This is a genomic window from uncultured Amphritea sp., assembly GCF_937127095.1.
Lineage (GTDB): Bacteria > Pseudomonadota > Gammaproteobacteria > Pseudomonadales > Balneatricaceae > Amphritea.
Window position 1 is genome coordinate 138,897 of sequence record NZ_CAKZLP010000019.1, and the last position, 23,868, is coordinate 162,764.

At 50.3% G+C, this 23,868-nt stretch carries 21 protein-coding genes; 13 read left to right on the top strand and 8 right to left on the bottom strand.

From position 1 onward, the window contains the following. Positions 1–99: 99 nt before the first annotated feature. Positions 100–1,842, bottom strand: a complete 1,743-nt coding sequence (gene phaC, locus Q0499_RS04765; protein ID WP_299196873.1) for a class I poly(R)-hydroxyalkanoic acid synthase — start codon at positions 1,840–1,842, stop codon at positions 100–102. Positions 1,843–2,292: 450 nt separating this feature from the next. Here phaC and Q0499_RS04770 point away from each other — a divergent pair, with 450 nt between their 5' ends. After that, positions 2,293–2,550 carry a glutaredoxin family protein gene (locus Q0499_RS04770; RefSeq protein ID WP_299196874.1) on the top strand — a complete coding sequence of 86 codons (258 nt, stop codon included), beginning with the start codon at positions 2,293–2,295 and terminating at the stop codon, positions 2,548–2,550. 40 nt (positions 2,551–2,590) lie between these two features. On the opposite strand, the gene Q0499_RS04775 is transcribed toward Q0499_RS04770, so the two are convergent. After that, positions 2,591–3,424, bottom strand: coding sequence for a TatD family hydrolase (locus Q0499_RS04775; RefSeq protein WP_299196876.1), 834 nt, complete (start codon positions 3,422–3,424; stop codon positions 2,591–2,593). Continuing rightward, a complete protein-coding gene (locus Q0499_RS04780; RefSeq protein ID WP_299196877.1) occupies positions 3,424–5,370 on the bottom strand; it encodes a transglycosylase SLT domain-containing protein in 1,947 nt (648 codons plus the stop codon). The genes Q0499_RS04775 and Q0499_RS04780 overlap by 1 nt, the downstream gene beginning before the upstream one ends. 362 nt (positions 5,371–5,732) lie before the next feature. Between Q0499_RS04780 and Q0499_RS04785 the strand changes: the two genes are divergently transcribed. Further along, positions 5,733–7,616, top strand: a complete 1,884-nt coding sequence (locus Q0499_RS04785; RefSeq protein WP_299196878.1) for an ATP-binding cassette domain-containing protein — start codon at positions 5,733–5,735, stop codon at positions 7,614–7,616. An 80-nt stretch (positions 7,617–7,696) separates the two neighbouring features. On the opposite strand, the gene Q0499_RS04790 is transcribed toward Q0499_RS04785, so the two are convergent. Further along, positions 7,697–8,137, bottom strand: coding sequence for a universal stress protein (locus Q0499_RS04790; protein WP_299196879.1), 441 nt, complete (start codon positions 8,135–8,137; stop codon positions 7,697–7,699). A 95-nt stretch (positions 8,138–8,232) separates the two neighbouring features. Between Q0499_RS04790 and Q0499_RS04795 the strand changes: the two genes are divergently transcribed. Continuing rightward, entirely contained in the window at positions 8,233–8,739 is a 507-nt protein-coding gene (locus Q0499_RS04795) for a hypothetical protein (RefSeq protein ID WP_299196880.1), read from the top strand. 10 nt (positions 8,740–8,749) lie between these two features. Beyond that, positions 8,750–8,974 (top strand): DUF1653 domain-containing protein, encoded by a 225-nt coding sequence (locus Q0499_RS04800; protein WP_299196881.1) that lies wholly within the window; start codon positions 8,750–8,752, stop codon positions 8,972–8,974. Here Q0499_RS04800 and Q0499_RS04805 read toward each other — a convergent pair. Further along, positions 8,971–9,702 (bottom strand): DNA topoisomerase I, encoded by a 732-nt coding sequence (locus tag Q0499_RS04805; protein ID WP_299196882.1) that lies wholly within the window; start codon positions 9,700–9,702, stop codon positions 8,971–8,973. The genes Q0499_RS04800 and Q0499_RS04805 overlap by 4 nt on opposite strands. 204 nt (positions 9,703–9,906) lie before the next feature. Between Q0499_RS04805 and topA the strand changes: the two genes are divergently transcribed. From topA to Q0499_RS04820, 3 genes are all read left to right on the top strand, one after another. Further along, a complete protein-coding gene (gene topA, locus Q0499_RS04810) occupies positions 9,907–12,561 on the top strand; it encodes a type I DNA topoisomerase (protein WP_299196883.1) in 2,655 nt (884 codons plus the stop codon). Between the two features lie 13 nt (positions 12,562–12,574). Next, positions 12,575–13,099 carry a DUF6586 family protein gene (locus tag Q0499_RS04815; protein ID WP_299196884.1) on the top strand — a complete coding sequence of 175 codons (525 nt, stop codon included), beginning with the start codon at positions 12,575–12,577 and terminating at the stop codon, positions 13,097–13,099. A gap of 162 nt (positions 13,100–13,261) precedes the next feature. Next, the gene (locus Q0499_RS04820) at positions 13,262–13,546 is read left to right on the top strand and encodes a hypothetical protein (protein ID WP_299196885.1); all 285 of its coding nucleotides are present in this window, start codon (positions 13,262–13,264) and stop codon (positions 13,544–13,546) included. 184 nt (positions 13,547–13,730) lie between these two features. Here Q0499_RS04820 and Q0499_RS04825 read toward each other — a convergent pair whose 3' ends face one another. Together Q0499_RS04825 and lexA are read right to left on the bottom strand one after the other, a co-directional pair. Beyond that, positions 13,731–14,189: a SulA-like leucine-rich domain-containing protein gene (locus tag Q0499_RS04825; protein ID WP_299196886.1), complete on the bottom strand. Its 459-nt coding sequence runs from the start codon at positions 14,187–14,189 to the stop codon at positions 13,731–13,733. Positions 14,190–14,191: 2 nt separating this feature from the next. After that, entirely contained in the window at positions 14,192–14,797 is a 606-nt protein-coding gene (lexA, locus tag Q0499_RS04830) for a transcriptional repressor LexA (RefSeq protein ID WP_299196997.1), read from the bottom strand. Positions 14,798–14,923: 126 nt separating this feature from the next. Here lexA and dinG point away from each other — a divergent pair, with 126 nt between their 5' ends. From dinG to sixA, 6 genes are all read left to right on the top strand, one after another. Next, complete coding sequence (gene dinG / locus Q0499_RS04835; protein WP_299196887.1) at positions 14,924–17,044, top strand: ATP-dependent DNA helicase DinG; 2,121 nt, start codon at positions 14,924–14,926, stop codon at positions 17,042–17,044. Positions 17,045–17,067: 23 nt separating this feature from the next. Then, complete coding sequence (gene rhlB / locus Q0499_RS04840; RefSeq protein WP_299196888.1) at positions 17,068–18,507, top strand: ATP-dependent RNA helicase RhlB; 1,440 nt, start codon at positions 17,068–17,070, stop codon at positions 18,505–18,507. 18 nt (positions 18,508–18,525) lie between these two features. Beyond that, positions 18,526–19,968, top strand: a complete 1,443-nt coding sequence (locus tag Q0499_RS04845; RefSeq protein WP_299196889.1) for a protein adenylyltransferase SelO — start codon at positions 18,526–18,528, stop codon at positions 19,966–19,968. 110 nt (positions 19,969–20,078) lie between these two features. Continuing rightward, positions 20,079–20,306, top strand: coding sequence for a hypothetical protein (locus Q0499_RS04850; RefSeq protein WP_299196890.1), 228 nt, complete (start codon positions 20,079–20,081; stop codon positions 20,304–20,306). Positions 20,307–20,443: 137 nt separating this feature from the next. Then, a complete protein-coding gene (locus Q0499_RS04855) occupies positions 20,444–21,472 on the top strand; it encodes an NAD(P)H-dependent glycerol-3-phosphate dehydrogenase (protein ID WP_299196891.1) in 1,029 nt (342 codons plus the stop codon). Then, on the top strand, positions 21,472–21,924 hold the full coding sequence (gene sixA, locus Q0499_RS04860) for a phosphohistidine phosphatase SixA (protein WP_299196892.1): 453 nt from the start codon (positions 21,472–21,474) through the stop codon (positions 21,922–21,924). Before Q0499_RS04855 ends, sixA begins: the two co-directional genes overlap by 1 nt. Here the strand turns inward: sixA and Q0499_RS04865 are convergent. Then, positions 21,866–23,731, bottom strand: coding sequence for an O-antigen ligase family protein (locus Q0499_RS04865; RefSeq protein ID WP_299196893.1), 1,866 nt, complete (start codon positions 23,729–23,731; stop codon positions 21,866–21,868). The genes sixA and Q0499_RS04865 overlap by 59 nt on opposite strands. Positions 23,732–23,868: the final 137 nt, after the last annotated feature.

The following is a 23,868-nucleotide window of genomic DNA, read 5'->3' on the forward strand; positions in this document are numbered from 1 at the left end:
TCAAAAGTGATGGCTTGCAGGATGTCAGGTCTAAGACTGCAAGCAGAAGTAAAAAAAACCGGGGCACAGGCCCCGGCTTATTATCGGTTGTTATGTCAATTAGTCAACGCGACTTGCGACATAACGACCCGGAGCCGGCTCGATGACTTTGAATTCGGCACTGCCGAGCTCTTTAGGTGCATCAACTTTCTTGCCTGCCTTAGGTTTCAGCCATTTAGACCAGTTTGGCCACCAGCTGCCTTCCTGGCGTTCAGCGGTTTCCAGCCAATGATCCGGACCCTGACCCAATTCGCCACCGGTCCAGTAGTTGCGACGGTTTTTAGAGGCAGGATTGATGACGCCGGCAACGTGACCGCTGGCACCCAGTACAAATTCAATCTTACCCTGCATCATCTCTGTACCTTTGAAAGTACCTTTCCAGGGCGCGATGTGATCTTCGATCGTCGAGAGGAAGTAAACCGGAATAGTGATATCACGCAGATCGATCGATTCACCACAAATCGTCAGGCCACCGGGCTGGGACAGTTTGTTGTTGATGTACATCTCGTTGATATAGAAGTTGTACATCTTCGCTGGCAGGTTGGTAGAGTCAGAGTTCCAGTACAGAATATCAAATGGAGCCGGGTTCTGGCCCTTGAGATAGTTGTTAACAACGTATGACCAGACCAGATCATTAGAGCGCAGCATGTTGAATGCAGAGGCGAGATTGCGACCGTTGAGCAGGCCTTCGTCATCGACTTTCTGAGTCAGTTGTTTGACCTGCTGCTCATCGATGAAAACGCTCAGATCACCAGGATCAGTGAAATCCGTTAGTGTGGTTAGGAAAGTTGCAGAGGCAACAGACTCATCTTTGCGCTTCGCCATCACCGCCAGAGTGGACGCCAGAATGGTTCCGCCGATACACCATGAGACACAGTTGATTTTATCCTGTCCGGTGATTTTTTTAGCCGCATCAATCGCTTTCAGGGTGCCGTTTTCAACATAGTCATCCCACGCCAGTCCGCGCTGTTCAACAGTAGGGTTAACCCAGGAAACCAGAAATACGGTTTGTCCCTGGTCAACACAGTACTTAACGTAAGAGTTATGTTCCTGCAGGTCCATGATGTAAAACTTGTTAATGCAGGGAGGCACAATCAGCATTGGCCGGCTGTATACCTGCTCGGTCGAAGGTGTGTACTGAATAAGTTGCAGCATTTCGTTTTCGAAAACCACGGCCCCTTTAGATGTGGCAATATTTTCACCCAGGGTGAAAGCGCTCTCATCCGTCATAGTGATGCGGCCTTTCTCAATATCACCCATCAGGTTTTGCAGACCATCAACCAAACTTTGACCCTTGCTTTCCAGCGCCTGCTGCAAAACCTCAGGGTTGGTCAGTGCAAAGTTGGTAGGTGACATTGCATCAGTATATTGCTGCGTATAGAACTGGAGCTTCTTTTGCTCAATATCGCTGAGCTGGGCGTTGGCTGCCATCTCGTTGAGCAAATTTGAGGTCAGCAGGTAAGACTGCTTGATATACGAAAATACCGGATTCTGACTCCACTCTTCAGCAGCAAAGCGACGATCACCTTTCTGTGGTTCAGCGATCGGCTTTTCGACCGCTTTGCCTGTCAGGATGTTTTGCCACAGGTTAATCTGGGCTTGCTGATAGTCAGTAATAGCACGAACCCAGACGGAAGGGTCTTCGAAAGAGCGTGCAGCAAGCTCAGTCCAGGACTGCGTGAATTTCTTGAACAGATCGTCACTGTTTCCCTGAGAATACATCTCCAGAACTTTTTTGCTTTCCTGATTTAGATAATTGATAAATTCTTGTGGGTTAGAGAGCATGTTGCTGTTGTTTTCCATAAAACTGCCTTCTTTCTGGAGCCTGCCTGAGTATGTGGTGTCACTTCTATGATGAGCTACCGCATGGACGACTGTTTATAATTTTTATGCCTGTTTGGTTAGCCGTAAGGGCTATCTTCTGAACCCGGAGTAGAATGACTATTATGCAAACAGAGTACCTGAGCATAGACAACTTGATGCGGCGCAGCAAGCCTCAATTTCACTAGTATTGCACTACTTTAGTCCGGTTTATCGGCTTTCCGGTCAATCCTGGCCGTAAATGTAACATTGGTATGTTGCAGTATTTTGTCAACGGTCCAATCCGTATTGCTTCAACGTCTGTCGGGCTGAGACTCCCGTCAGTGTATCTGAACGGCGTTGAGATAGCACAAATTCAGGGTTTAAATGAGGTATGATTATACGCTTATCAGAATTCAAATATTTGTTTCGCCACGGTGATGAGGAGGGGGAATGCGTCAGTTTCTACTTATGAGCAGTGTTGGCTGCCATCTGTGTGATGAGGCGGTTGAAGTGCTTATTGCCGGTCTTGATCCACATCAACACCAGTTGGATGAGGTCGATATCGCTTATGATGATCAGTTGATGGAACAGTACGCGTTATTGATCCCGGTGCTGGTGGATGAAGCAAGCGGGGCTGAGTTGCGTTGGCCATTTGGTGCTGAGGATCTTAGCCGTTTTGTCTCCGGGCTTGAAGTTCAGGTTGTCTGAGTTCTCTTTGAAAAAGCTGTTGTTGATTGGATTTATCGGCCTAATTGAGTGTTGCCTGACTAAAACGGAATAGCCGCTGGCAGTTCGCTTCAGTTTGCTGTGCTAACTCCTGCGGATCATCATTGCGCGCCAGGGCTGCCTGTTCGAGAATGTGTGGCAGATAGGCAGGAAGGTTGCGACGACTTTTGGTCTTAGGTTTCAGGTTGCGAGGTATCAGGTAGGGCGCATCGGTTTCCAGCAGCAGGCGGTTGGCCGGAATCTCTTTGAGCAGATTGAAAAGCTCAACGCCTCTGCGTTCATCACATATCCAGCCGGTAATGCCGATATACAGATCCAGGTCGAGATAGTTGTACAACTCTTCACGGCTGCCGGTAAAACAGTGTGCTACCCCACCGCTTATCTCATCTTTCACATAGCGCAGCATCTTAATCTGCTGCATATGTGCATCCCTTTCGTGAAGAAACAGCGGCAGCCCCGATTCTGATGCCAGCTCAAGCTGTTGCTCAAATGCCCATATCTGTTGTTCGGGGGTGGAAAAATTGCGGTTAAAATCCAGGCCGGTCTCGCCGACAGCACACACGTGTGGGTGTTTCAGTAAAGCGGCCAGAGTATTGCGAACCTCCGGGCTAAACTCCTTACTATAATGGGGGTGAACCCCAACGGTGCAAAACAATCGGTTGGGGTGTTGCTGGCAAAGGCTGATCGCCTGTTCACTTTCCCTGGCATTGGTCCCCGTGATCAGCATTCGCTTAACCCCGGCTGTATCCGCATCCTGAATAACGGTTTCACGATCAGCATCAAACACGCTATCGGTCAGATTGATGCCGATATCGGTCAGTGAATAGCGGCCACTGTGGCTAATCTGATCTGTCATCACCGGGTCTGAGGTGTGTTGGGATTAAGGCGGATATAATCCCGCAGTTGCGCGGCCTGTGTAGCCCCTGTAGAAGTTTGTAACGCCAGGCGGAAAGCTGTTTGTCCCTCAATGATATGGGAAGGCTGTCCCGCCAGCGTACGATAAACCGCATGGTAGGCCATAACGTTCATGACGTATCGGCGGGTTTCATTAAAAGGAATTGTTTCTATCCAGATATCAACCGGCAGATCCCCGCGTTGCTTCAACCACTGCTTAACCCGATGGGGGCCTGCATTATAGGCAGCGGTGGCGTAGATCTGATTGTTGCTGAATGTTTCCTGCATCTCAGCCAGGTAGGCTACGCCCAGATTGATATTGGTTTTTGGCAGATAAAGATCGCTGCTGTTTTTGTAGGGGATGTCGTTATGTTTTGCCGTAAACTGAGCGGTCTTTGGCATCAGTTGCATCAAGCCTCTGGCGCCAACATGGGAGCGAGCATGGGGTTGATAGGCGCTTTCCTGGCGTGCAATCGCACGGGCCCAGTTGGTGTCTATATTGTACTTGCCCGCCAGTTCGGAAAAGATTTCAGAGTAGGGCATGGGGAATCGCAGGGCTATATCATCCCAGTATTTTGCCTTGGCAACACCGATGATCGCCATATTGTGCCAGCCCCAGCGGTGCAGGACAGTGGCTGCAGTGCGCAGCTGATCGGCATCATAATCCCGGGTTAGCTGATTCCATTCACGCCGGGCAAGATAGCGCTCGTCCAGTTGGTAAAGTTCATGCATTCGCAGCATAGCGGGGTGATTCGCCAGTGCCAATACACCCTGCTCGGGTACTTTATCCTGTTGTGGGTTCAGACGAAAACCGGTTTGCAGCGTTCTCGCGGCCAGTAAACCGTAATAGCTGCGCTGGGTACTCAGGTTTACAAAAGCATCGGAATAGGCAGGTTTAAGTCCCTCTATGTGGCTGGCCGAGAGCGTCCTCCAGTAGACCCAGCGTTCATTTAGCTGTGTTTCTGCGGGCAGTTGGTCAATCAACTGATGGACTTTTTTCCAGTTGAGATCGGTCAGCGCAAGCATGATACGACGTTCCTGAATCTCTTCATCAACGGGTTTGTTCAACTGCCGTAGAAGTGTATCGGTTTGCTTATCGGGCCGGTTTGCCACACGTCGTGCCAGTGTCCGGTTCAGATTTTGCTGATCTTCCGGGCTAAAGGTCAGTTTTGTGCGAATTTTAAGCCACGCCTGCGTGGCAGCCTGCGGACTTTTTCTTGACAGACGATCGATGCCATACAGATAGGTTGACTGACTGGCAATATTGTCACCTGGCAAGTAGCTAAGGTCCTGAGCCAGAGAGGGGGTCTTGCTGATCTCGAAGAATCGCTCTGTGGCGCGCTTCTGCTGCTTATCTTTAATAAAACGTGTCAGATATCGAGCCAGGTCTATATTGTTATTATCTACGGCTTTCCAGAACCGTTGGTAGGCCAGCTTGCTGGAGGGTGCATTATATTTTGCGCTCCAGTGGTCAAAAACAGGATCGCAGGCATTCGGTATCGAATGCCCCGCGTTCCATAAACTCTCAATACCTTTCACGGCAAGACTCGACTGACCTGTTTGTAGCAGCGCGTTACGGTAATGACACTCATATAGCTCACTCTCTACGTCAGCGTTCTGATGGGCGGTAATATAGTGCTGCCAGCGTTTATTGGCTGCCAGATAACTCAGCCATTTTTGCTGCAATTGATAAACCGTGGGGATCTCCTGGTATTGCTGTGCGTAAAGGTTTATGTGGTGCTGAGTGACAGTGTCAAAATTGTGTTCAAGCTCTTGTTGTTCAATATAGGGATAAAGAGGGTAGGCCGTTAACCGGGACTTAAGCAGATAAAACTGCTCAAGGTCATCATCTTTCAATGCGTTGAGGGCTTGTTCATAGAGCAACCGTGATTCTGCGGCAGTGGCCACAGCGAGGCCTGCTTCAGAAGCTGACGCAATAGCTGAGTCTGCCAGAGTTGACTCCGCAACAGCCGTATTTATACCTCCCGTCAACAACGTACAGACAAAAATACTGCAGAGGGTTCGGGGTAATTTGGTTGAACTCAGTATATAAAGCATATATCCCTATTTCAGTAGTCACTGTTACCCCAATCATAGCGGCAATGGTGCAGTAAATTCGAGTGAAATATCTGCCGATTTGGTGAAATTGATCAAGCAGCCCTTATATCTTCATGATCTTTAACGGGAACTGTAAATATATTTTCTTTGCGTATCACCGCCCTGTGGTTTTTCTGTAGAATATGCGGCCAACGTTTTTGGTGGATTTAAGCATGGCTCTGATCAGACTGGATAAGGTCTCCGTCGCATTTGGCGATAAACAACTGCTCGATCACGTCGACTTTCAGCTGGATAAAGGCGAAAGGGTTGCTCTGGTGGGTATTAATGGTGCGGGTAAGTCGACCCTGCTGAAAGTATTAGCACGTCATCAGGCAACCGATGATGGCGAGATCTGGCAGGATGGCGGGGCGCGTGTTGCTGAGCTTTCGCAGATGCTGCCTGCGGCCGATGATCGCAAAGTCAGAGATGTGGTTGCGTCTGGCTGTGCTGAAACAGTTGATCTATTAAACCGTTACGAAACGCTGGCCATGAGCCACAGTGATACGGATATGGCTGAATTGGAACGATTGCAGCACCGCATTGAACTGGTTGATGGCTGGCATCTGGAACAGAAAATTCAGCAGGTTCTGGAGCGTCTTGAGCTGGATGGAGATCAACTGATGTCTGCCCTGTCCGGTGGCTGGCGTCGTCGGGCTGCATTGGGGGCTGCACTGGTTCAGTCACCGGATATCCTGTTGCTGGACGAACCGACCAACCATCTGGATATCGAAACCATTGAGTGGTTAGAAAAACAGATTATGGAGTTTCGTGGTGGTGTGCTGTTTATCTCTCACGACCGCTCGTTGGTTGAGCGTCTTGCCACCCGTATCGTTGAATTGGATCGCGGAAATCTGACCTCATTTCCCGGCAATTACTCCGCTTACCTGACACAAAAAGAGAAGTTGCTGGAAGAGGAAGAGCGCCACAATGCGCTGTTTGATAAGCGCCTGGCGGAAGAGGAAAAGTGGATCCGGCAGGGTATTAAGGCGCGCAGAACCCGTAACGAAGGTCGGGTGCGAGCGCTGAAAGACCTGCGGGTTGAGCGCTCTCAGCGTCGGGAGTTGCAGGGTAAAGCGAAGTTTCAGGTCGAGCAGGCCGACCGCTCCGGCAAAATTGTGATTGAACTGGAAAAGGTGAGTCACGGCTATAACGGAGAGGCTGTGATCAGCGATCTGACAATGTCGGTGCAACGCGGTGATCGTATCGGTCTGATTGGCCCTAATGGTGTGGGTAAAAGTACGCTGTTAAAAGTATTGCTAGGACAGTTGAAGCCTGATAACGGTGTGGTGAAGCTCGGAACCAGCCTCAATATCGCCTATTTTGATCAGTTGCGGGGGACATTGAGCCCCGAAAAAACCATTATCGACAATATCTCAGAAGGCCGTGAAAGTATTGTCATTAATGGTAAGTCACGCCATATCATCAGCTATCTGAGTGATTTTCTGTTCTCGCCTGAGCGCGCCCGCACACCGGTCAAAGCATTATCCGGTGGCGAGTGTAACCGAGTGATGCTGGCGAAACTGTTCAGTCAGCCATCTAACCTGTTGGTGCTCGATGAGCCGACCAACGATCTTGATATAGAGACTCTGGAACTGCTGGAAGAGATTCTCTTAGAGTATAAAGGGACCTTATTGCTGGTCAGTCATGACCGGGCGTTTCTGGACAATGTTGTAACCTCAACACTGGTGTTCGAAGGTGACGGCAAAATCCAGGAGTATGTCGGTGGTTATGAAGACTGGCTGCGTCAGCGGTCTCAGGCGCCAGCGGTTAGTACAGCAAAAGCCAGTGCTAAGCCTGCGGTTGCTGCTGAACCGGTTAAGGCCGAACCGCCGAAGAAAAAGCTCAGTTATAAGCTGCAACGGGAGTTAGATCTGTTACCGGGGCAGTTAGAGCAGTTGGAAGCTGAGATTGATCGGTTACACGCTGAAACGGGTGCCGCTGACTTTTATAGCGGCGATCGTGAGCATGTTTCAGCCAGGCTGGCTGCGTTGCAGAGCAAAGAGGCTCAGCTAGAGGAGCTAATGGAACGCTGGGTCGAATTAGAAGCGATGCTATAAGCGTTAACGAGTATTTGAAAGAATACTCGTTAGTGTGGTATGCAGGAACATAGAGGCTGTGCCTCTATGTTTCAATGCTTCTATGCCTCTGCTTTAACCCGGATAGCCAGAACATCACACTTAGCGCCGTGGAGGATGCCGTTTGCGGTTGAACCCAGTAGCAGAGCCAGGCCATGACGTCCATGACTGCCGACCATGATCAGGTCACAACCCTGTTCTTCAGCAATCCGGTGGATCTCAGTTTCGGTATGGCCTGAGACCACATGGCACTGTTTTACCTGATAGTCTAGTTGCTTGCTGTAGCGAGTCATTTTGCTCTGTGCATGTTCATCCAGCTGTGCCTGAATGGTTGTCAGATCCATAGGGACATCGCCGCCATAAGCGAAGCTGAGGGGCTCTATAACGTGAACCAGTGATAGCTCTGCATTGGTGCATTCTGCCAGTTGTTTAACTTTGTCGATCAACTGATCAGATTCCTCTGACAGATCAGTCGCCACTAAAATATGTTTGTATAGGGACATGGGAATATCTCCTTTTGATTCCTGATTATTAGAGTAGCATACACCCGCAGGTTTTGAATCTGACCGGGGTCAATTTGGGTAGTCGAGGATATTGAATGAAGTGGGCTATTATTGTTCTTGTTATGATGTCCTTGCTGGGGTCAATGATGTGGGTGATGCCCAGTCCCCGGGAGCGTTATTTAGCAAAGTTAAGGCAGCAGGCTAGTCGCCGGGGATTTCAGGTGCAGATAGTGCGGGCAAAACCTCCTCGCGCCGCCGGTCAGGTTGAGCCTGAAGTAATGAAGGCGACCGCTTACCGACTGCCGCGTTATAATCTGGACAAAAAACACCGGGCAAACTTTATTGAGTGGCAGATTTTTCGCCAGATTGCGGTTGCTGACGAAGGTCTGCCAGAGGGTTGGTGCTGGGGGGTGGGAGAGCGTCGTCTCAATGAAAAACAGCTAGCCATGCTTAACCTGTTGATTTCACAGCTTCCGGAGGGGGTTGCATCGGTTGAATCGACGCCTATACATATCTCATTGTACTGGAATGAAAAAGGTGGCGAAGAGGTGCTTGAACAGTTGCACGCGCTGCTTCAGCCTTTTATCGATGAACAGTTCTAGAGGCAGTTTTATGACACTTAAGCAGGGTTTCTACCGGCATTATAAGGGCGCAGAATATCAGGTACTTCATCTTGCCAGACACTCCGAAACCGAGGAGTGGCTGGTGGTCTACCGGCCGTGTTATGGAGACCGTGCGGTATGGGTTCGACCTCTGGAGATGTTTAATGAAAATGTCACTGTGAGTGATGGAACCGTCGTGCCACGGTTTGAGTTTATCAGAGATGATAAGCCTTAGTTTTGCTCTTCTCTGTTTTCTTTCTGAGCCAGTTGGTCAAGTGATGCCGCCAGATTACCTGTTGCCATTGCGCTGCTTGGGCGTGCTTTGTTGAGCAGATCTCTGATCCTGTCGACATAGACCTGTTTCTGCTTTTGCGGTACGTTGGCCCGGGCAATCATCGCTTTCGCATGTTTGTAATGGGACATGGCGATTAACTTGTCGTCCCGCTCGAGATAATAATTTCCCTGGTTGATATGTGCATCGACAAAGACACAGACATGCAGCCAGTAGAGGTCATGTTGAAACTGCTTAGCCCGGGATACGCTCAATTTGCCCAGCTGTGCCATTTCAATGCAGAGTTTTTCCGCGTGTTGCACGTGGATCTGAGCTTTTTTCAGTGCCCGGTCATTATTAAAGCCACCGGGAACGGGGCTAACCCTGTCGGTACTCTCTTTCTGCGCACTGATATCCTGCAGTAGGTCAGAGTCTGGTGCCAGTATCGAGATCTCTTCGATCATACTTACGATATATCCGCTTAAGGCATCGGAAATTTCGGAGCGACAGTTAGCTTCCTTGAGAATCGCAAGGGTTTCCAAAGCTTCGCCAGACTTCTGGTTCAGCTCTCTTAATCGCTTGGAACGATATTCCTGCTGTTGCTCTCTGGTAGAAAAAAAATGGTTAACCAGTAGCGCAATGAAACCGACGGCGATTAAAGAAAAAAGAAAAATCAGGTTGTCTTGCAACATATTCTCAGGTAGTTGTAATTAAGGAACAGGCTAATATTGGCGGCAGCATACTGCATTTAAGCTACCAGAAACATACCTTTATTAGCCAATACTCTTGATCAATTAGCGTGTTTTTTTTGGCAGAAGCTTGACCCTGCTGGTTACAGCCCTTATATATGCACGCTGTTTTGTATTGTCACCTTGTCCTTTAAGGATTGTATTTATATGGGAAAGTCCCTAGTTATTGTTGAGTCACCTGCAAAAGCGAAAACCATAAACAAGTATCTGGGTAACCAGTTTGTGGTTAAGTCGAGTGTGGGCCACATTCGTGATCTGCCCACCAGTGGTTCAGGTAACGGGACCGGCTCCGACCCCAAAGAGCGTGCGCGGCAGGCCGCTCTGACACGGAAAATGTCACCGGACGAGAAGGCTCGTCATCAGGCTGAAAAGAGCAAAAAGCAACTGATTGCCCGAATGGGTGTTGATCCCGAGCATAACTGGGATGCGCGCTACGAAATTTTACCGGGTAAAGAAAAAGTCGTGGATGAGTTAAGGCGACTGGCGAAAGATGCTGACACTATCTATCTCGCAACCGATTTGGACCGCGAAGGGGAGGCGATTGCCTGGCACCTGCGGGAAGCGATCGGCGGTGAGGATTCGCGCTATAAGCGTGTGGTATTTAATGAGATTACCAAAAAAGCGATTCAGGAAGCGTTTAAACAGCCTGGCGAGCTTGATCTTAATCGGGTTAATGCACAGCAGGCGCGACGATTCCTGGACCGTGTCGTGGGTTATATGGTCTCGCCGCTGCTTTGGGCAAAAGTTGCCCGGGGACTGTCCGCAGGACGGGTTCAATCAGTTGCTGTGCGTTTGCTGGTAGAACGTGAGAAAGAGATTCGCAGCTTTATCCCTGAAGAGTTCTGGGAGCTGCATGCGGATGTAGAATCAGATACAAAAGAGGCGTTGCGGCTCCAGGTTGATAAATACCGCGATCAGACCTTCCGTCCGGTCACCGGGAAAGAGACTGAGGCACACCTTGCGCAGCTTAAACAGCAGGCCTTCCGGGTAACAAACCGCCAGGATCGGCCGACCAGTAGTCGTCCTTCAGCGCCGTTTATTACCTCGACACTGCAGCAGGCGGCCAGTACCCGTCTGAGCTTTGGTGTGAAGAAAACCATGATGATGGCACAACGGCTCTATGAGGCTGGCTACATCACCTATATGCGTACCGATTCGACTAATCTGAGTGGCGAAGCAGTGGCCGCGTGCAGAGAGTACATCAGTGACAATTTTGGCAGTAAATATCTGCCGGAAAATCCTAACTCTTATAGCAGCAAGGAGGGCGCTCAGGAGGCTCACGAGGCGATTCGTCCCTCTGACGTCACTATCGAGGCGACCGCCCTTAACGGCATGGAGCGGGACGCTGAGCGGCTCTATGAACTGATTCGACGTCAGTTTCTTGCTTGTCAGATGACTCCGGCGCTCTATACCAGTACCCGGATCACAGTCACCGCTGGTGAATTCGAACTGCGTACCAAGGGGCGGATCCTCCGTTTTGATGGTTATACCCGGGTGATGAATAGCCAGGGTAAGAATGAAGATATTATTTTACCGGATGTGCAGCAGGGCGACGTGTTGCAGCTTCAGCAACTGGATCCTAAACAGCACTTTACCAAGCCTGCGCCACGTTATACTGAAGCCAGCCTGGTTAAAGAGTTGGAAAAGCGCGGCATCGGCCGGCCATCGACCTATGCTTCGATCATCTCCACCATTCAGGACCGGGGTTATGTCGAAGTCCAGAACCGCCGTTTTTATGCGCAGAAAATGGGTGATATTGTCACCGAAAGGCTGGTGGAAAATTTCACAGATCTGATGGACTTTAGTTTCACCGCCCGGATGGAGGAATCGCTGGACGGTATTGCGACCGGAACAACGGAGTGGAAATCCCTGCTGAACCAGTTCTACAAAGGTTTCAGTGACCGTTTGCTTGAAGCGCAGGATCCTGAAACGGGAATGCGGCTGAATGCTCCGACAGAAACGGATATCGCCTGCCCAAGCTGTGGTCGGATGATGATGATCCGTACCGGTACCACCGGGGTTTTTCTGGGCTGTTCAGGCTACGCTTTACCACCTAAAGAGCGCTGTAAAACCACCATGAATCTGGTTCACGGTGATGAAGTGGTGAGTGTTGACGGCGACGAAGAGGAAGAGTCCCGAATCCTGCGCAACAAGCATCGTTGTAAAATCTGTGATACTGCGATGGACAGTTACCTGATTGATGAGCAACGTAAGCTGCACATCTGTGGTAACAATCCTGACTGTTCAGGTTTCGAAGTTGAAAAGGGTTCGTTCAAAATTAAAGGCTATGACGGCCCGGTACTTGAGTGTGATAAGTGCGGCTCTGAGATGCAGCTGAAGACAGGCCGTTTTGGTAAATTCTTTGGTTGTACCAGTGAGACCTGTAAAAACACGCGTAAGTTGTTGCGCAGTGGCGAGGCTGCACCGCCCAAGATGGATCCGGTGCCGATGCCAGAGTTGCAGTGTGACAACGTCGATGACACTTTCATTCTGCGGGATGGTGCTTCCGGTCTGTTTCTGGCCGCCAGCCAGTTTCCTCGAAAGCGGGAAACACGGGCGCCGAAAGTCACTGAGCTTCTGCCGCACCAGAGTGAGATCGATCCAAAGTACAGCTTCCTGTTTAGTGCGCCCGTGGAGGATGATGAGGGTAACCCAGCTATCGTTCGCTACAGTCGTAAAACAAAAGAGCAGTACGTGATGACTGAAGTCGACGGTAAAGCAACCGGATGGCGAGCATTTTATACTGGTAGTAAGTGGGTAGCGGAAGCTGCCAAAGCGAAGAAATCAGCGGCTACGAAGTGAGCGGAGACCTAGTATGAGCGGTGTATACCTGACCCGTACCAATCAGAAACTAAACTTTACCCGCATCCATCTGGATGCGCTTAAAGTGGCTCAGGAATCGACAGGTTGGAGTAAACATGCTCTGATTGAGTCCTATAACGAGTCTGTGTTATTTCATATGGTCTCTGCTTACAGTTCATTGCTGAGAGAGATTGCTGAGCAATACCGGTTCGATGCGAATCGGATCAGTAAACTGAGCCAGTTGACTGAGCAGATGGAAGCGCAGGGGTTAGAAGCGCCTGAAGTGATTGAGTTGCAACAGCTGCATAATGATTCTGGCAGTTGGTTACACCAGCTTCTGGCAGCGTATAAAGCCTGCTGGCGTGCCGAAGAGCATAAGGCGTCTGCGGCGCAGGCGCACAGTGTTTCTGAGATCCATGTTATGCAGATCAATCCGGATCATGCTGAAGATGCCGATATTCTCAAAGAATATCAAAATTGGTTTAACCAGTTTAAACTGCTGATAGAGCGTCTGCGTGCAGGCATGCAGGAGTGGTAACCATCGACTTATGCTGGTTTTTGTCAGCCGGTATACGCTGGCAGATGAAGTTTGCCTCTGTAAACGCGTGCCCAGTAGGTTTGGTATAGCAGGCTCGATTGGTTTATCGAGTCGTTTAACAGTGTTTTTTCAGACCCGGGTGTCGCCTGGATTGAGAAGAATATGTCAGATATGTTTTTGGAAATAATTGAGCTGGACGATGGCCAGATAGCCTTGCGACGGGCTGATTCTGACGACGAGCCTATTATGCGGATCAGTTTCTCTGAAAGTGTCAGGGAGCAGCTTGAAGAGGAATGCATTGATGTGGCTAAGGTGATGCTAACCGCGGGGATTCATATGATCTCTGATCTGAATGTGAAAGCTGCAGCTGAAACGGATAATCTTATCAATGAGTCAGACAATGAGTTTGGTGATGACTCAGATTATCAGTCGCGAGTCATTCACTAGCGCTTATCTAACCGAGCTGATCTGTGTCTCTGACATTGATCAGTTAAGGTTTTGCTCAGCTAGAAAAGCAAAAAAAAAACAGCGCCTCGGCGCTGTTTTTTTTGACTCTCATTTTTGGTCAGATGAGTAAAAAAGATGTCTAGTGTGCTTATTTTCTTCAGTTAAGTTGTTCTGAAGGGGCGACTCAGCAGAGTCGACGGTCACGGATAACAATGCCGTGGCTTTTACCGTTAACGGCAGCATCTTCTAACCCTGCCAGCTCTTCACTGCTTACTACGCCCGGCCAGCTGATAACCGCATGGCAGGTGCCTGCTTTAAGCGCCTGGCACGCCAGTTGATAGGTTGAGTGGCTCTGATCGGGCTGTAGTAGCATAACCTTCTTCAGATCGATGCCTGCGGCCTCGAGCAGGCTCTTTGGCAATGCTGTTGGCGGGGCGATCCAGGCAAACCAGCGATCATCTTTACTCAGTTGTGCAAGTAGCGGCAGTAGCATGGTCATTTCCCCAAAATCACTGCCCTGCAAAACTATTTCGGTCACTTTGCCGGCAAGTCCTGATTGATGCGGTTGTGCTGCTGCTGCCGGACGAATAAGACCTGGCAGAACGGGTTCTGAGCTGTTAAAACTGCTAACTGCGTGCAACATGATTACTGTCCTCTTCTGATAACCCCGACACCGAGGCCTTCAATTGAGAGTTCCTGCGTTTGCAGGTCGACCACAATAGGCTCGAACTCTTCGTTTTCTGCGATCAGGTATACAAGGTTACCTTCACGTTTAAAGCGTTTTACGGTGACATCGTTGTCGAGTCTGGCGACAACTATTTCGCCGTTCTTAGCGCTCTGGCACTGGTGAACAGCCAGCAAATCGCCATCCATAATGCCAATATTTTTCATACTGGTACCACGCACCCGCAGCAGATAGTCAGCAGGAGGATGGAAAAAGTCAGACGCAATGGTAATGCGGTCTTCAACATTCTCCTGGGCCAGAATCGGCTCACCGGCAGCAACCTGGCCTACAATTGGCAGGCCTTGCTCATCATCGAATCCAGGTATCCGGATGCCCCGCGATGTACCGGGAATCATCTCGATGGCACCTTTACGGGCCAGTGCCTTGAGGTGTTCTTCTGCCGCATTGGCTGATTTGAACCCCAACTCTTTAGCTATATCCGCACGGGTTGGTGGATAACCGGTGGTGCTGATGCATTTTTTTATGCAATCAAGTACATCTGTTTGGCGTTGTGTCAGTTTCATGATGAACTCTGTGTTTTTATCCAGTAGCTGTAACTATATACAGTATTATTTGTTTGTAAACATTTTTCTGTCTATTTATCCAGTATTATTGCTAGAATGTGCGTGGTTACAGTGTATTAGGGCGGTCAGGTGCTTTCAGAAGAGATAAAAAAAGAGATACAGGGAGCGTACAGGCGTTTTTTGGAAAGCCGTCAGCTGAAGCCCCGAATGGGCCAGAAGCAGATGATAGCGGAAGTCGCAAAGGTGCTCGGTGCGATTCTACAGGACGAAAAATCTCATCGTCTCGGTGAAAAGCATGTCAGCGTGATTGAAGCGGGCACCGGAACCGGTAAAACCATTGGCTATCTGCTCGCCGTTCTGCCGATTGCCAAGGCGAAGGGTAAGAAAGTGGTGCTTTCAACCGCGACCGTTGCACTGCAGGAACAGCTGTTGAATAAAGATCTTCCTGAGGTGGCTGAGCATGCCGGATTATCCGTCACCTTCGGTCTTGCCAAAGGGCGTGGTCGCTACTTCTGTATCAGTAAAGCTGAACAGCATCTCGATGCTCATGGTGTGACAGCTCAGCAGGCGCTGTATGAGGATGAGCTGTCGCTACGGTTAGACAGCGACACTGTCGAGTTCTATAAGAGCCTGCTGAATGAGTTTGCCTCCGGGCGCTGGGATGGTGACCGGGATAACCTGACTCAGGATATCAGTGACCAGGACTGGAGCCCGCTGACCAGTGACCACCTGCAGTGCACTAACCGGCGCTGCAGCAATTTTTCCGCCTGCAGCTTTTTTAAAGCGCGTAAAGATCTTGATCAGGTTGAGTGCGTTATTGCCAACCATGACATCGTTCTGGCCGATCTTGCGTTGGGGGGCGGGGCGATTCTGCCTGATCCCTCTGAAACCATCTATATCTTCGATGAGGGCCACCACCTGTCCGATAAGGCCAGTGGGCATTTCTCCTTTAACCTGCGTTTAAAATCAACCGAGCGCTGGCTTTCCGGGACCATCAAGCAACTGGATAAGATGCTCGAGCAAACCGGCACGCCACAGCTCATGAGTGATTATGTACAGCAGCAGCGCAAGCCCGGCGAAGATCTTCAGGTGGTGCTGAATAACTGGGCTGAACTGATTCGCCCTATTCTGCTGGATGATTCATTCAAGCGCCCTAAAGAGCGGTTTCGCTATACCAGTGGGGTGGTGCCGGATGAGGTAAAACAGTTTGGTCTGCAGGTTGAGCATCTGGGCGCACGTATGGCAGCGAAGATGGAGATGATACTGGATCTGCTGAAAGAGTCGCTTGATGGTGAAGGGGGGATTGATCGTCAGGCCGCTGAGATCTGGTATCCCCGTGTTGGTATGATGGTAGCGCGGCTGCAGAATATTACCGGGCTGGGTCGCGCGATGGGGCATCCCGATGCTGAAAATACCACCCCAACCGCCCGCTGGATCAGTCTCGCCGAAACGGCTCAGGGGTATGATTTTGAATGCAGCAGTGCCCCGGTATCCGCGGCTGAGATGTTGCGTATGAATCTTTGGCAACACTGTTATGCTGCGGTGGTTACCTCTGCGACGCTGACCGCTCTGGGTCGTTTTGACCGGCTGCTGGCTGATCTTGGGTTGCCTGCGGATACGCCCTGTTTCAGCCTGCCCAGTCCGTTTGATCATTATCATGCGGCCGAACTCTATGTTCCGCCGATGAAAGTTGAGGCAAACGACCCGGAACTGCATACGCAAGCTGTTGCTGATTATCTTAATGCGGAGCTGAAGACCGATACCGGTACCCTGGTGTTGTTCAGTTCATGGCGGCAGATGCGATCAGTGCTTGCCAGTCTCGACGAAAAGCTCAACAATAGGGTGTTGTCACAGGGTGATTTCAGTAAAAACGAGATTCTGAAACGCCATAAGACCGAAATTGATGAGGGGCGGGGAAGTGTTATCTTTGGCCTCGCTTCTTTTACTGAAGGGGTCGACCTTCCCGGTGACTATCTCACCGAAGTGATTATTACCAAGATTCCCTTTAGTGTGCCGGATGATCCGGTGGATGCCACCATGGCTGAGTGGATTGAGCAGCAGGGTGGCAACTCTTTTATGGAATGGTCGGTGCCGATGGCATCGGTGCGATTAACCCAGGCCGCTGGACGGCTGCTGCGAACCGAGCAGGACAGGGGAAGAATCGTGCTGCTGGACCGGCGTGTTGTAACCCGGCGATATGGCCGACAACTGCTGGATTCTCTGCCACCATTCAGACGAAATATTAGCTAACCGTTCGCTCCTGCGGATAAGGTATGACTTTGTTAAAGAAATTATTTAAACGTGCAGACGATAGTGCGTCTCAGGAAAACCCGATAACCGTTGCGACACCCGCTTCAAACAAGGCAACGGCAACGAAAACTGAATCCGATAATCACAGAAGCTCCAGAGGGACTAACCGACGTTCGGCCAGCGCTGATGATTCCGGCTCAAGCTCCCCTGAAAAGGCTAAATCCCAGCCAAAACCTCAGGCTAAAGCAAAACCGGTAACGCCGTGGCGCCGTGAAGACTTTGCCGTAGAACCTGTTGAGGGTAAAAAGCGCTTTCATGATTTTGATCTGCCCGATGATGTGATGCATGCCATTGCGGATCTCAATTTCAAATATTGCTCTGATATTCAGGCAGCCACGCTGATTGAGTCACTCGAAGGGCGGGATATGATCGGTAAGGCGCAGACCGGCACCGGCAAAACCGCAGCGTTTCTGATCAGTATCATCACCGATCTGCTCGATTACCCGCTGGAATATAAACCGACAAAAGGGGTTCCTCGCGCGTTGATTATTGCGCCCACCCGGGAACTGGCGTTGCAGATCGCATCGGATGCTGAAGAGTTGGGTAAATATGCCAATATCGGCGTCGTCGCACTAGTGGGCGGGATGGATTACGATAAACAGCGTAAGCAGTTGGCAGCCCGCCCGGTTGATATTCTGGTGGCGACACCGGGGCGCCTGATCGATTTTGTGCGTTCCTCAGATGTCGATCTCGGTGATGTTGAAGTGCTGGTGCTGGATGAAGCAGACCGGATGCTGAGCATGGGATTTATCCCGGATGTGCGTACGATTATCCGTCACACACCGCGTAAAGGGGATCGCCAGACGCTGCTTTACAGTGCCACCTTTACCGATGATGTTATGGCTCTTGCCAGTCAATGGACGGTTGATGCTAAGGTGATTGAGATCGCCCCTGAACAGAAGAGTACCGATTCTGTCGAACAGTTAGTCTACCTGGTCTCCCGTAAAGACAAATACACACTGCTGCGCAACTTTATGCAGCTCAATCAGCTTGAGCGGGTCATCGTGTTTGGTAACCGACGTGATGAAACGCGACGTCTGGCTGAGCGACTGCAAAAAGATGGTTTGAAAGCCTCGCTGATGTCCGGAGAGATCACCCAGCAGAAGCGGGTTAAAACCCTGGAAGATTTCCGCAGCGGCAAGATCAATATTCTGGTCGCCACAGATGTGGCCGGTCGGGGTATCCATGTTGATGGTGTCAGCCATGTGATTAACTATGCGCTGCCTGAAGATGCGGATGACTATGTGCACCGTATCGGTCGTACCGGTCGGGCAGGTTCTACAGGGACCTCTATAAGCTTTGCTACCGAGGATGACTCCTTCCTGCTGCCAGAGATCGAAGAGGTTGCCGGGGTGAAGATGAAGTGCGTTTACCCTGATCCTAATCTGCTGGAACCGGTATAACCACCGCGACGGTAACGCATGATGAACCGGGCTGGATTAGATCAACTGCAACTGGGTAACCGTTTCGGCCAGTTGCCTGAAGCGCTCTATAGCCCGGTCACCCCTCAGCCACTTAAAAATCCATTTCTGGTTGCTTTCAGTACGGATGCTGCGGCGCTGATAGGGCTTGACCCCTGTCAGGCTTCAGCGCAGCAGTTGAGTGAGTATTTCGGTGGTCACAGGTTGCTGCCTGGCAGTGAGCCACTTGCCTCGGTTTATTCAGGTCATCAGTTTGGCGGTTATACTGCTCAGTTGGGCGATGGTCGTGCCGCGTTATTGGGTGATCTCCCGGGTGCTGATGGTCAGCGCTGGGAACTGCAACTTAAAGGTAGTGGTAAAACCCCATTCTCAAGACATGCGGATGGCCGCGCTGCGCTGCGTTCTGTCATCCGTGAATATCTCGCCAGTGAAGCACTAGCCGCACTGGGTGTGCCGACAACCCGCGCGTTGTGCATTATTGGCAGTGAAACCCAGATCTACCGTGAATCGATAGAGTTTGCTGCCTCGATGGTGCGCCTGAGTCCCAGCCATATCCGTTTTGGCCATTTTGAATATTTCTACTACACCCGCCAGCCTGAACAATTAAAACAGCTGGCTGACTTTGTTATCGAGCATCATTACCCTCATTGCTACGTGAGTGAGAACCCCTACCTTGCGCTGTATTCTGAGGTGGTTGAGAGAACCGCGAAGCTAATCGCTCGCTGGCAGGTACTGGGGTTCTGTCATGGGGTGATGAACACCGATAACATGTCTATTCTCGGGCTGACGCTGGATTATGGCCCCTTTGGTTTTCTCAATGAGTACCAGCCAGCTTACATCTGTAACCGGTCTGATGAACATGGCCGCTATGCCTATCAGCAGCAGCCCTCGGTGGCGATGTGGAACTGTGTCTGCCTGGCGCAAAGCCTTAGCGGATTAGTCAAAAAGACGGATCTGGAACGAGCGCTTAATCGTTTTGAGCCTGTTTATGCGGTTGCCTATACCGAGCAGATGAAACTTCGTCTTGGTATGGATGATAAAACCCTGCAGGATGGTGATTTAATTGAGACGTTTCTACAGCTTCTGCAGCAGACAAAGGCGGATTATAATGATGCCTTTCTGGCCCTGCAGCAGTGGGTTATCGGCGATCCGGAACCTATTACTACTTTGCTGGGAGAGAGCGAACCGGTTGCCGACTGGTTGCAGCGCTATCGGACTCGTATCGGTGCTAATGCCGCTGAGTTGATGAGTCAGTATAATCCGCGGATTGTGCTGCGTAGCTATCTCGCTCAACAGGTGATTGAACGGGCGGAGCAGGGGGACTTTAATGATCTGGCTCAGTTACATGCAGCACTACGGGAGCCCTATAAAGCGCATTTAGAGATATACTCTCAGGGATCATCAGACTCGGGTAAGAATGTATCGCTCAGTTGCTCATCCTGAAAACATTAATGGATTGTTATCTGAGTTAAGTTCGACTGTACTGAATAGATATACCGGAACTTGCCAGTTTTTTTGTGATCAACAGGTGGGGAACGATCAAAGAGGAAGATATGGATAAGCACAAAACTGGCCGAATCAGCCAGGTCCTGGCCATTGTCGTCAGCCTGTTTTTTATTATTATTGCGGTCAATGGCTATCAGCGGACCGGTGAAATCGCAGTGGCGATGTCGTTTGGCCTGTTAGCAGTGCTGGGGTATTTTATTGTTAAGCTGCTGTTTCTGGGGGTTAACAAATTGCTGGATTCGCTGGATGAAAAACATAATGAGCGTTCTGAATAGACAGATCAAAAATACACTTACCTTTGCTAAGTGGCAGTAATTATAAGTAATAGTTTTTATCAGTAAGAGCTTTTGTATATTACCGCTCTGCTATAGAAACGTTCTTCAAGCAAATCTATATATGTAAGGAATCTCTGATGACAGACAGGGTAAAAGTTGCAGTACTGGGTGGTGGCAGTTTTGGTACTGTAATAGCAAACCTGATTGGCACTAAGGGTGAAAAAGTTAATCTGTGGATGCGCAATGCCGAGCGGGCTGAAGAGATTAATCGCACCCACGAGAATAATCGTTACCTTCCCGGTCGCCAACTATCTGACAATCTTACCGCTACCGCAGACCTGCAGCGCGCAGTCGCGGATGCTGAGATTATCTTTGTATCTATCCCCAGCCAGTCTTTTCGCGATGTAATTCATCAGGCAAAACCATTTTTACGGGCTGATCAGATCGTGGTAAGCACCACCAAAGGGATTGAGGCAAAGACCTTCAGTCTGATGAGTCAGATTCTTGCTGAAGAGCTGCCCACAAATCCTATCGGCGTGATCAGCGGTCCTAATCTGGCAAAAGAGATAGCGCAACAGCAACTGACGGCGACAGTGATTGCCAGCGCCGATGAGCGGGTAAGAAGCGCCGTGCAGGAGATTCTTCACTGTGCCTTTTTTCGCATCTATGCCAGCACCGATATGTATGGCGTCGAGCTTGGCGGAACCCTCAAAAATATCTATGCAATCGCCTCTGGCCTGAGTGCGGCGCTGGGCATGGGGGAAAATACTAAAAGCATGCTGATGACCCGCAGCCTGGCAGAGATGAGTCGTTTTGCCGTTCAGCTGGGCGCGAATCCCATGACCTTCCTTGGTTTAGCCGGAGTGGGTGATCTGATTGTAACCTGTTCATCCCCCCTGAGTCGTAATTATCGGGTTGGCTATGCCTTGGGAGAGGGGAAGACTCTGGAAGACGCTGTCGATGCGCTGGGAGAGGTTGCTGAGGGTGTTAATACCCTGCGTTATGTCAAAGAGAAAGCCGATGAGCTGGAGATATATATGCCATTAGTCAGCGGTCTTTACGAGGTGGTGTTTAACCATGCTCCGGTGTCTCAGGTGGCGAAGATGATGATGCTCAATACCCAGAGTAGTGATGTTGAGTTTGTTTTACCAAGAACTGATAGCTAATGCGTTTACTGTTATTGCGTCATGGTGAGGCAAGCTACACTGCTCCGAGTGACGAGCAGCGTCAGTTGACCGATCGTGGCAGGCTGCAGCTGCAACAGATGCTCAGACTCAACGCAGCTGAACTTGTCGGGGTTGAGCGGATTGTGCATAGTCCCTTTGTCCGTACCTGCCAAACCGCTGATCTGGTACGCCAGGTGCAGCCTGCTGAGCTGCTTCCTCTGGCGTTACTGACGCCGGAGTCATCACCTCAGCGGGTGCTGGATTGGTTGGCAGAGCAGGCCGATGATGTGCTAATACTGGTGACACATCAGCCGCTGATAGGCTCGTTGGTCTCCCTGCTATGCGAAGGTAACCTAACTCGCCCGGAACCGATGTTACCGGGCGCTATGGCGATTATTGAGCTGGCGTTTCCGGCTGCAGGATTGGGGCAGCTGCAGCGTCTGCTGCGCTAGTTTCTGTACTGTTCACGCTAACAGCTTCGCTCACTGCCGGGTTGTTACTCTTTAGCTGCTGAGATATCCCTGCTGCAGCATTTTTTATTAGTCGGAAACTCTCGTTCAACATTGCAATCTTGGGATAGCGTGCCTGCCCATCCACAATTGTTTTAATCGCTTTTTCTTTCTCGCCGGTTGCCAGGTAGGCCCGTGACAGATCGATATAGAGCTGGGGGATCGGGGTGTATTCAATATAGGGCTCTGCCCACTGAATAAACTGGGGTGCGAAATGTCCCTGTCGGGCGTTCAGTTCGCGTAACAATAGCGTTCGCATAAGGTACAGTTCGGCGTCCTCCCTGAAGAATGGATTGCTCAGCGCCGGTTGTAGCTGTGCCGGTTCTGTCATGCGACCCTGTAAAAAACGGATAATGCTGTTGTTGGCCTGTACGGTTTGAACCATAACCAGTGTTACACCCAGAAACAGGGCGACAGCGGTAGCCCCGGTGGTGATCTCTGCAGATCGGCTCAGGGCCAGAGGTTTGCTTTTAGTACTATGTTGCAGTACCACAAATATCAGCAATAGCATCATAAACCAGGGGATATTGCTGATATAGAAGGGCAGTTCCACCTGGGTATGCAAACCGATGGGAATCAGCATCGCAATATAGCTCAATCCGCGCCGCCAGCCGCAGCTGAAGGCGGCATAGAGCACCGCGATAACCGATATCAGAATCCCGGCTATTGCGATCAGTCCACCCTCTACCAGCCAGAACATCAGCTCATTATGGGGATGACTCAGGCGGTCGGGGGGGAGATTGGCATTCGGAAATCGTTGTAGATAATCTACTTTCTGGTCATGCCAGACTTTCTGGAAACTGCCGATGCCGTGGCCACTGAGCGGCTGCTGTTTAAACACCTCAAAGGCTATTTTATAGATATTAATGCGGCTGTTGTTTCCTGATTCCGCAACCCCTGAGATGCTTGCATCGGAGATATCTCCAATCTTTTTTGAACTAATCTGTATACCCTGACTGCCCATAAAGAGCGCTAAAAAGATTGAGAATACGGCAGCTATAGCGAGCGTTTTACGTTGAAGATAGCGACGCCAGTTACAAATAATGAAAATGGTCCCGCCGATGACCGCAGAGATAAGACCCGTGCGTGAGCCGGAATAGGCAACGATAAAGCTGCTCAGGAAAATACTGGCTAGCAGTAGTAGCATCAATAAAGGGCGGAGTTTGAGAGTGCAGGGACGGCTTAGTATGTAGAGTCCGGTCATCAGCACTGTCGCCTGGAACGATGCATGAATATTGATCTGTTGGAAAATGCTGTACGGGATCTTATGGCTCGGGGTTATAACCAGCGGCAGAATACCGGGCCAGAGGATTTGTGAGATTCCGTAGAGTGCATGGACAACACCCGCGATCAGAATGATGCACAGCACCCGCTCGACATCCCTGGGCGAAAAGCGAAACTGGAACAGGGCGATCAGAAACAGAAAACCGCCGAAAATATAGAGCTGCCGAAACAGCCATTCTGTCGGTAGAAAATTGTCCACGATAAAGCCGAGGATTATCATCCCGATCGGCAGGGCGGTCATTGGCAGCCAGAGCTTCGGATAGCTAAACTGTTTCTCTCTGAGCATCAGCAGGGTGGCGGCGGATATTACTAAAACGGCAGCGACCCAGACGGAGATATTGTGTGAAATCGACATCCCTTCGCCGCCAAGGTTGGGCTGGAAGAACAGGGTTGCAGGCAGAAGCAGAATACCCAGAAGCCACAGCCCCGCCTGTTGGGGTTTAATGCGTGATATGGTGTTCGTCATCTAAGGCCTCGGGACGGGTCGGTTAGCACTATTGTTAATCTTCCGGTTTAAACTATTTTTGAAAACTATCTGTTTTTAAACGAGAAAACAGTGCAGATACTACCCCATTTTTGTATCCTGATATATGCCGTGCGGGG